This is a genomic window from Nodularia sp. UHCC 0506 (assembly GCF_034931045.1).
In the GTDB taxonomy this organism is placed as follows: domain Bacteria; phylum Cyanobacteriota; class Cyanobacteriia; order Cyanobacteriales; family Nostocaceae; genus Nodularia.
Map to the genome: position 1 here is coordinate 17036 of NZ_JAYGHH010000053.1, position 8339 is coordinate 25374.

At 41.3% G+C, this 8339-nt stretch carries 10 protein-coding genes and 1 pseudogene; 4 read left to right on the forward strand and 7 right to left on the reverse strand.

What is annotated here, in order from left to right; genetic code table 11:
- Nucleotides 1-95: 95 nt before the first annotated feature.
- From VB654_RS21470 to VB654_RS21500, 7 genes are all read right to left on the reverse strand, one after another.
- Nucleotides 96-881, reverse strand: coding sequence for a DUF6816 family protein (locus VB654_RS21470; protein ID WP_323215831.1), 786 nt, complete (start codon nt 879-881; stop codon nt 96-98).
- A 157-nt stretch (nt 882-1038) separates the two neighbouring features.
- Nucleotides 1039-1446, reverse strand: a complete 408-nt coding sequence (locus VB654_RS21475) for a ChuX/HutX family heme-like substrate-binding protein (RefSeq protein ID WP_323215832.1) — start codon at nt 1444-1446, stop codon at nt 1039-1041.
- A gap of 81 nt (nt 1447-1527) precedes the next feature.
- Nucleotides 1528-2481: a PhoH family protein gene (locus VB654_RS21480; RefSeq protein ID WP_323215833.1), complete on the reverse strand. Its 954-nt coding sequence runs from the start codon at nt 2479-2481 to the stop codon at nt 1528-1530.
- A gap of 156 nt (nt 2482-2637) precedes the next feature.
- Nucleotides 2638-3075 carry a KH domain-containing protein gene (locus tag VB654_RS21485; RefSeq protein ID WP_323215834.1) on the reverse strand — a complete coding sequence of 146 codons (438 nt, stop codon included), beginning with the start codon at nt 3073-3075 and terminating at the stop codon, nt 2638-2640.
- Entirely contained in the window at nt 3032-3298 is a 267-nt protein-coding gene (gene rpsP / locus VB654_RS21490) for a 30S ribosomal protein S16 (RefSeq protein ID WP_323215835.1), read from the reverse strand. The genes VB654_RS21485 and rpsP overlap by 44 nt, the downstream gene beginning before the upstream one ends.
- Before the next feature lie 103 nt (nt 3299-3401).
- Nucleotides 3402-4865 carry a signal recognition particle protein gene (gene ffh, locus VB654_RS21495; RefSeq protein ID WP_323215836.1) on the reverse strand — a complete coding sequence of 488 codons (1464 nt, stop codon included), beginning with the start codon at nt 4863-4865 and terminating at the stop codon, nt 3402-3404.
- Between the two features lie 398 nt (nt 4866-5263).
- Nucleotides 5264-5692, reverse strand: a complete 429-nt coding sequence (locus VB654_RS21500) for a hypothetical protein (RefSeq protein ID WP_323215837.1) — start codon at nt 5690-5692, stop codon at nt 5264-5266.
- Nucleotides 5693-6021: 329 nt separating this feature from the next.
- Between VB654_RS21500 and VB654_RS21505 the strand changes: the two genes are divergently transcribed.
- The 4 genes and pseudogenes from VB654_RS21505 to VB654_RS21520 all read left to right on the forward strand — a co-directional run.
- Nucleotides 6022-7062: a class I fructose-bisphosphate aldolase gene (locus tag VB654_RS21505; protein ID WP_323215838.1), complete on the forward strand. Its 1041-nt coding sequence runs from the start codon at nt 6022-6024 to the stop codon at nt 7060-7062.
- Nucleotides 7063-7145: 83 nt separating this feature from the next.
- Nucleotides 7146-7307, forward strand: a complete 162-nt coding sequence (locus tag VB654_RS21510; RefSeq protein WP_323215839.1) for a hypothetical protein — start codon at nt 7146-7148, stop codon at nt 7305-7307.
- A gap of 118 nt (nt 7308-7425) precedes the next feature.
- Nucleotides 7426-7620, forward strand: coding sequence for a hypothetical protein (locus tag VB654_RS21515; RefSeq protein ID WP_323215840.1), 195 nt, complete (start codon nt 7426-7428; stop codon nt 7618-7620).
- A gap of 124 nt (nt 7621-7744) precedes the next feature.
- Nucleotides 7745-8339 (forward strand): annotated as a pseudogene (locus tag VB654_RS21520) (hypothetical protein); the annotation flags it as partial.

Consider the following 8339-nt stretch of genomic DNA (forward strand, 5'->3'; position numbering starts at 1 on the left):
TTTAGCCATGATGCACACCATCCAAGAGCGCAAACTGAACTTGGATTCTATATACTACATACATACTACAATTTAGTCAAGTGCGGGCAACTAAATCAATCTTGAGGAGTAGGTGAAAATTCCAAACGATAGCGATAAAGGGCGACTGGACGAGAAGCTGCGGCAAAGTAATCTGGGTCTTGGGGTGAAAGATAAACAGCAGTTACTTGTTCTGCTAAAATTGCCGGATTAGATGTAGCGAGTTTATGATATGCGGTGGTCGATTCCACTGTATTAAAATAGGGACGAGAATCGCCTTTAAATAGTTGTTGAAATACTTCTGAGGTGATAAATTTGCTATTTTCAGGAGTTTCGATAGCGCGTGCAGTCACAATAGAAACTAATTGGCGATTGCCAAGCAAAAATGTAATTTGCCGATTAGGTGAATCTGGATCTACTTTGGTTGATAATACCACTTCATCACCCAAATAAGCTCTAGCTAAATTTAAGCTATTAAAAGCTCTATCTGCTACTATAATTGATGATTTATTCACAATTTTAGGAATTAACTTTAACCCGGTAATTGGGGTTTTTTCTTTCATAAAACGTACTAAAAAACTCACAGGCTGATTTAGTTGTTGGCGATTCGCTTCAAATCCAGGGGTGACGATATCAGGTGCTAAAGGTGCAACTAAATCTACCAAAGTGCTTGTCACTTGCCATGAACCAGCCATCCAATCAGGATAAACCAAATCACCCCCAGCCTGTTCCACTGAAGTGAGTTGTTCCCACTGGGGAAAATTTGCTAGTCGTTGAGATAATTCTCCGGCTTTTGCTTCTCCAGTTCCTACTAGAAATATCAGTATTAAGCAAAAACTCCAAATTAGTCTGATACAAAGCATGAAATTACTATTTGAGTTTGTCCATAAGACAAATTGGGACAGATATATGTAAGCGATCGCGTACTTGATTAGCCCGAATTTGAAGATTATAATTAGCTCGTAGTCAGGGCTTTAGCCCTTAATTCCTGACTCCAAACCTTTATCCATGACGACTTACTTACATAGTTTCTATCGGTACTGGTTGCCAAACTTCTCCATACTGCTGCTGTAAACTTTGCCAAGCTTCCACTTGTCCGGGTTCATATTCTCCAGGTTTACCCCATTGCAAAAATAAGCTTAAAGCTACATCTTGGTTGTCATCTAAAAACCGAATGGCATAGGTGGTAAAGTTACCTCGTTTCGCTACACCTGTTTCAAATTTCACTTGAGTAATTTTATCCATATTAAAGTGAAATTCAAAGCCTTCAGTGTGCATATTGGCATACTTACCTTTGAGCAATTCGGCATAAAATAGTTTTTCTATTTTGCCACGAGCTTCTAATACAGCAGCGCTGCTAGTAACAATAATGCGTAAGGTTCCTAAGTTTTCACAAGCTTCTAAAAAGTCTTTCAAATTATTATTCATAATCAGGGATTCGTGATAACGTTTTACAATTAGTTCAGATGAGGAAAAATTCCAGAAACTACAGATAAAAAATCTGGTATTTTATCTTTCATAACGTTCGTAAGCGGCGACAATGCGCTGAACTAGGGCATGGCGGACAACATCTTGTTGAGTGAATTCGCAAAAACCAATACCTTCAACGTTTTTGAGAACTTGTAAGGCTACCGCTAGTCCTGATGTTTGGCTCAGGGGTAAATCTGTTTGTGTCGTATCACCTGTAATTACCATCCGAGAACGGAAACCTAAACGAGTCAACACCATTTTCATTTGAGCAGGTGTCGTATTTTGGGCTTCATCAACAATCACAAAAGCATGATTGAGGGTGCGTCCTCGCATATAGGCAAGTGGAGCAACTTCAATTACACCACGCTCCATTAAACTGGGGACTTTTTCTGGGTCAATAAATTCATAGATAGCATCGTAAAGTGGGCGGAGATAGGGATTAACTTTTTGCTGTAAATCTCCGGGGAGAAAACCCAATTTTTCTCCCGCTTCCACAGCTGGACGGGTTAAAATCAGCTTTTCTACCTGATTATTCAGGAGTGCTTGTACTGCAACGACAACAGCGAGATAAGTTTTACCTGTTCCAGCCGGGCCAATGCAAAATGTCAGGTCACGCCTACGGATATCTTTAATGTATTGTTTTTGGCGAAAAGTTTTAGCACGGATTTCTTCACCGCGACGAGTTTTGGCCAAGACATCTCGCTGTAATTCTTGAAGTTCGTCTTGTCGATGACTATCCAGGGCTTGGCGGGCTGTTAAAATGTCGGCACTGGAGAGAGTATTGCCCTTCGTCCAGATTGCTTCAAGCGATCGCACTAATTGAGCCGCTAGATCAGTTTGCGCTTCTGTACCACCAATATGTAGTTCTTGTCCACGCAACACCAAGCTGGCTCCGGTTTGTCTGGATAAGAGTTTGAGATTTTCTTCTCTATCTCCAGCCAGAGCGATCGCACTGGGAATATTAGGCAGCTGAATGATTAAGGCATCTGCCATAAGTATTTATTACTGTATTTCTTAAGTGCAGTTTTTGACAACAAAGGTTATTTTTAATGAGAAATTTTTGACAACTGACTGAAATATCTGAGCGGAATTCACCACAGCACTTCGGCGTAGCTTCAGTGTCCACCGCTCAGACTTTCTTTTGCTTAACTAACGAGTTCTGGGTTTAACAACAGGTCTGGGTATATTTACAGTTCTGTCTCGCGTTTTGGGTTCTGGCAATTGCTCTTGCTGGTCATCGTCAGAAGACATTCCCTCTCGTCCCAAACTATTACTGCCGTACATATCCAGGTACACTGATTGTCCGGCAAATTCTGCTGCAGCTGCAATTACCGTTCTAATCGCCTGAATATTACGTCCCCCTCGACCAAACACTTTTCCCTTGTCCTTGCTTTCAAAGGCGATGCGAATCCAAACCCGTTTAAGTGTGTGAGAAATCTCACAATCAATACTTAAAGTCTCTGGAGATTCTAAAAATGGCTGCATCAAAAACTTCACTAGCCCAACATAGTCAGGACTAGCTGTTAGGGATTCTATTCTAGCGTTAAGATGCGGTTGCGGTTGTGGCACTGACCTGTTCAAAAACATTGGCTTTTACTAAAATGCTACGGACGGTCTCAGTCGGTTGAGCGCCTTGTTGTAGTCGCTTGACGATACCGGGAACATCTAGTCGCACTTCATCAGTTCTGGGGTTGTAGAATCCCAGTTCTTCTAGGGGACGGCCATCGCGGCGAGCAAGGCTGTTAATGGCGATAATTCGGTAACTTGGTTCCCGCTTTTTGCCGAATCGCTTCAAGCGCAATTTAATCATGGTTAAGGACTGATTCTTCTATTTGTTGGTACTGAAATGACAATTTTAGCACTTGCGAGCCTTTGCTGCTATGAATCAGTTAACAGTTATCAGTTAACAAATTTTAAAGTGTGCCAAAGCCCTTCTTCTTTTTCTCTTTGTTCTTTTTCTTTTTCGTGCTGGCAGCCGTATTATAACCCCGCCACCCAGGGGACGAAGGACGATTACCGTCACCGCCAAAAGGATTCCCCATACCACCGCCAAACATTCCTGGCATTCCCGCAGGCATTTGACCTTGACCCATTTGCTGCATGAGAGTTCGCATTTTTTGGAAGTCTCCCACTAATTTACTTACATCCGGCTCTCTATAACCTGAACCCTTAGCAATTCGCCGTCGCCGACTGGGAGAACTTGCCAATAAATCCGGGTCTTGGCGTTCTTGGCGAGTCATAGAGTTAATCATTGACTCGCAGCGCTTGAGTTGGGTTTCGCCATGCTTCAATTGCTCATCAGAAATTTTATTCATGCCGGGAATCATCTTCATGATGCCTCCCAATGAACCCATATTTTTCAGCATCCGTAGTTGTTTGACAAAATCATTAAAGTCAAACTTGGCTGAGAGGATTTTATCCTGCATTTTCTCTGCATCGGCCAGATCAAATTCTTCCTGAGCCTTTTCCACTAGGGAAAGAACGTCACCCATTCCCAGAATCCGGGATGCCATGCGGTCAGGATAAAAAGGTTGCAGGGCTTCGACTTTCTCACCGACACCCACAAACTTAATTGGCGCTCCCGAAATTTGTCTGACTGATAGCGCCGCACCACCACGGGTATCACCATCTAATTTGGTCAGAATCGCCCCGGTAATTCCGATTTGCTCGTGAAAGGTGCGAGTCAAATTTGCTGCCTCTTGACCAGTCATAGAGTCTACGACTAGCAAGGTTTCATGAGGTTGGACAATAGCCTTAATCTGGGCTAATTCCCCCATCATGTCTTCGTCAATTTGCAGACGACCAGCCGTGTCGATAATTACCGTATTCACACCTTCGGCTCTGGCACGTTCCACACCTTGACGGGCAATTTCTACAGGGTCGGCATCGCTGCCCAATTCAAAAACCGGAACGTCAATTTGTTTTCCTAGAGTCAGCAATTGGTCAATAGCTGCGGGGCGATATACGTCTGTCGCTACCAATAAACAGCTACGATCTAATTTTCTTAAATGTAAGGCTAATTTAGCTGTAGCTGTGGTTTTACCAGTACCTTGCAACCCAGCCATCAAAACGATTGTGGGCTTTTCCTCAGTTTCCGCCAAGGGAACATTCTCCGCCCCCATCACCCGCACCAATTCATCGTGAACAATTTTGATGAACTGTTGGTCAGGTCGCACACCAGCCACCACATCGGCTCCTTGTGCTTTGGTTTCGACTTCGCTAATAAAATCTTTAACTACCTGGAGATTGACATCAGCTTCCAACAAGGCGCGGCGCACTTCCCGCAAAGCGTCTTGAATATTGGATTGAGATATTTTGTCCTGTCCCCGTAGTTTCTTCCAGGCACTTTCTAAACGGTCAGATAAAGCATCAAACATAATGTAATTACAGGTAGTTCGCCAATGAGTCAACCCGAACCGCCCAGCTTAAAACTTTCTGAGGCGATTCTGAAATTTCAGTAAAAATTTAACGTGCTATTTACAGCTTAATAGTTTTCATGCCGAGTTGAGCAACTAGATAGCGATAAATTGCACAGACATAGTGGTTCAGGTTTCTGTGACGAAATATATCTCCCCATAACCGAGCAAGTAGACCTCTGGAAGCAGGGCTGGTTCAAACACGCGAGCAATCAGCCTTAAAATTGAGCATAATTGGAGTTGTTTGCTTTGCGTACCTTTGCGTTTACCTCAGCGAACCTCTGCGTTTAAAAGTAAAATTCCTCACCCTCCTGATCATACCTCAATGGAGACGCTATGAGTTGAATCCAAAATTTTTGTCAACAATCGACGTTACTCCAAAGACTCAGAATTTGACGACAAATATGTTTAATTTTTTGTTCAGCTTCTGGTAGTGGCAACTTTACACCCTGAAAATTTCTATTTTCTATAGTAGCAAATTGCCATTGCTGTCCCATATAGTCATGTCCAGAAAGTTCAATTTTGACAATTCTTTGCATTGCAGATTCGGTTGGTGAGGATAGGCGAATTTGCATCAAAATACAATAACTTTGGCAAAGGTAACTACGTCTAGAGAAATGAAAAGCTAAATCCACCGAATATGGATCATCGAATTTTTCGGTTTCTGGATTTTTCAACCAGGGACTTAAATCAGCCACACTATCGGGAAATTCGGTTTTAAAAAGATTGATCACAGTCGCAAGTTTGCTCACCATTTGCCAACTGTTGACTTTTTCATTTGCATTCACGGCTTGTACTCCCAATCACAGAATTTTAGATTTTGGATGTGTGGATTTTGGTTTGTACCTACAGACAGGGCTATTCAAAAATCAATATTGCAATTATTTATCATAAAGTTCAGGGTAAATAAATGATACATATACACAGACTGGTAGATAGATAAAGCTATTTATCCCCTATGCGTAAGCTTTGTAGGTGTTTTCACAGGTGATACATCATCCAGTAACAGGTAAATCTAGAACACATTTTTATTAAATAGGATTATATTCTTTTTGATAAAAGGTTGCAATAATGTCGCAAGTCTTTCATAATAGTTGTAACCTTAGAGGATAAAAATATGAGTAATTATGCTCAAGAATTGAGAGCTACTGCCCAAGCAATGGTTGCTTCTGGTAAGGGAATCTTGGCAATGGATGAAAGTAATGGTACTTGTAACAAGCGATTTGATAAGCTAGGAATTCCCACCACAGAGGATCGTCGCCGTGCTTACAGAGAGCTAATTTTGACGACTCCCAACTTAAGTGAGTTTATTAGTGGTGCTATTTTGTACGATGAAACCATTCGTCAATCATCACAAACAGGTGTGCCTTTTACCCAAATCATGCAGGAGGCGGGAATAATTATTGGTATCAAGGTAGATGGAGGGGCAAAAGATTTAGCTAGATGTCCTGATGAAAAGGTGACAGAAGGACTGGATGAATTAGGCTCACGCATTGCTGAATACTATAAGATGGGTGCTAGATTTGCCAAGTGGCGAGCTGTAATTACCATCGGTCAAGGTATTCCTAGCCGTAGTTGCATTGAAGCCAATGCCCATGCTTTAGCTCGTTATGCGGTATTGTGTCAAGAAGGTGGATTAGTACCGATTGTGGAACCAGAAGTTCTAATCGATGGAGACCATACTATTGAACGTTGTTATGAAGTTACGGATCAAACTTTGCAAGCAGTATTTACTCAACTGCGCTTGCACAAAGTTGCATTTGATCAAATGATTCTCAAGCCTAGTATGGTAATTGCTGGACTTAATTGTTCTACTCCTGCAACTGTAGATCAAGTAGCAGATAAAACTATTGAATGCTTACTGAATAATGTACCTGCATCAGTTCCAGGTGTAGCATTTCTATCGGGTGGACAAACCAATGAACAGTCGTCGGCGCATTTAAATACAATGAATGCTAGATATGGCGATCGCCTGCCTTGGCGTGTTACATTTTCTTATGCGCGGGCAATTCAACAATCCGCCTTAGAATACTGGTGTGGCAATGATGCCAATATCCAAGCTGCACAACAACTACTTTATCATCGGGCTAAATTGAATAGTGCTGCTAGTGCAGGTAAGTACAGTCCAGATATGGAAAAAACACCTGTATTAGTTTAACCTCGTCCTGGAATGGGAAGGAAACAACGGCGTTGCTGGTTCAGGGGATAAATTTTGTTTCACGCAAAGACGCACAGCAATTCATGTCTGTAGGGTCTTGGATGGTGCCAAATTTTTCAGCTATTCAAAATACTCAGCCTAATCTGATCATCGGCTGGGTATTTTTCCATTGGTTTGATCGCTGGTGGTGGCGAAATACTGCCCCAATATATCTGATGGGTGGTAGTGGATTTGATGCCATCTGACGCAGATTACGTGACATTGCCCAATTAACAGGACGTATGGACGAAGCAGACGCAACTATCATGGGAATTGAAGCCAAGATTCAGAATTATCGCCTTGCTATCCTCATTTAATGCTTTCATGAATATCCAGAAAGGTTTGAGACAAAAACAATTGTGCGATCGCCTGGGATTAAACTATAAATTAGTTGCCTTCACAGCTAAACAAATGGGTCTGAGTACGCACGCATATTTGCAGCAAGAAACTGGTTGGATCTTAAAAAACGAGTTATATTACCCACCCGACACACAGTTTCTAGAATCAAATAACCTCTAAGGGAGCTATGGAGTTTTACCCACACTGTCTGCTGTTTATGCTACATAATCTGGTAAAATGAGAGTTAATCTCAATAATTCTCAAAAATACTCCATTTACCTAAAATATATTACTGCTGAAAAATATGACAATAGTTTTGTATCAGCAAGACTTCTGGGAAATGTTAGATGAAAGTCTAACACATCATCAATCTAATTCAAATTCTAATATTTATAAAGAATCTACAAAGGTAAGTACAAAATATTTCCATTGGCAAGAATCGTGTATGCCGCTTCGCTCTGGGTTAAGAATCAGAACTTATGAAATTACACCTATAGATAATTTAATCCAAATTTCAGAATACGGAAATCATACTATAACAAGGTTAAGCTTTTTTCTTAAAGGCAATACCAAAACAGTTTTACAAGGTTTGACAAATTCGGCAGATGAATGTGTGGGTCATAATTATCTCGAATTTGCGCCAGGAATTAAAGAAATCGATGAATATGCAGCCGGGCAGAAAATTTTTAGAGTGCAAATTCAGATTGAACCAACAAAGTTTTTTAGTACTTTTGATGCTAATCAATTACAATATCTTCCTTGTGCATTACAAAATTTTGTTGATGGAAGTGATGTGAAACCTTTTCACCACCAGGGAGTTACAACCCCAGAAATGCAACTGGCTCTGCAACAAATATTGAATTGTCCCTTCCAGGGAGCAATGAAAAGTTTATATTTAG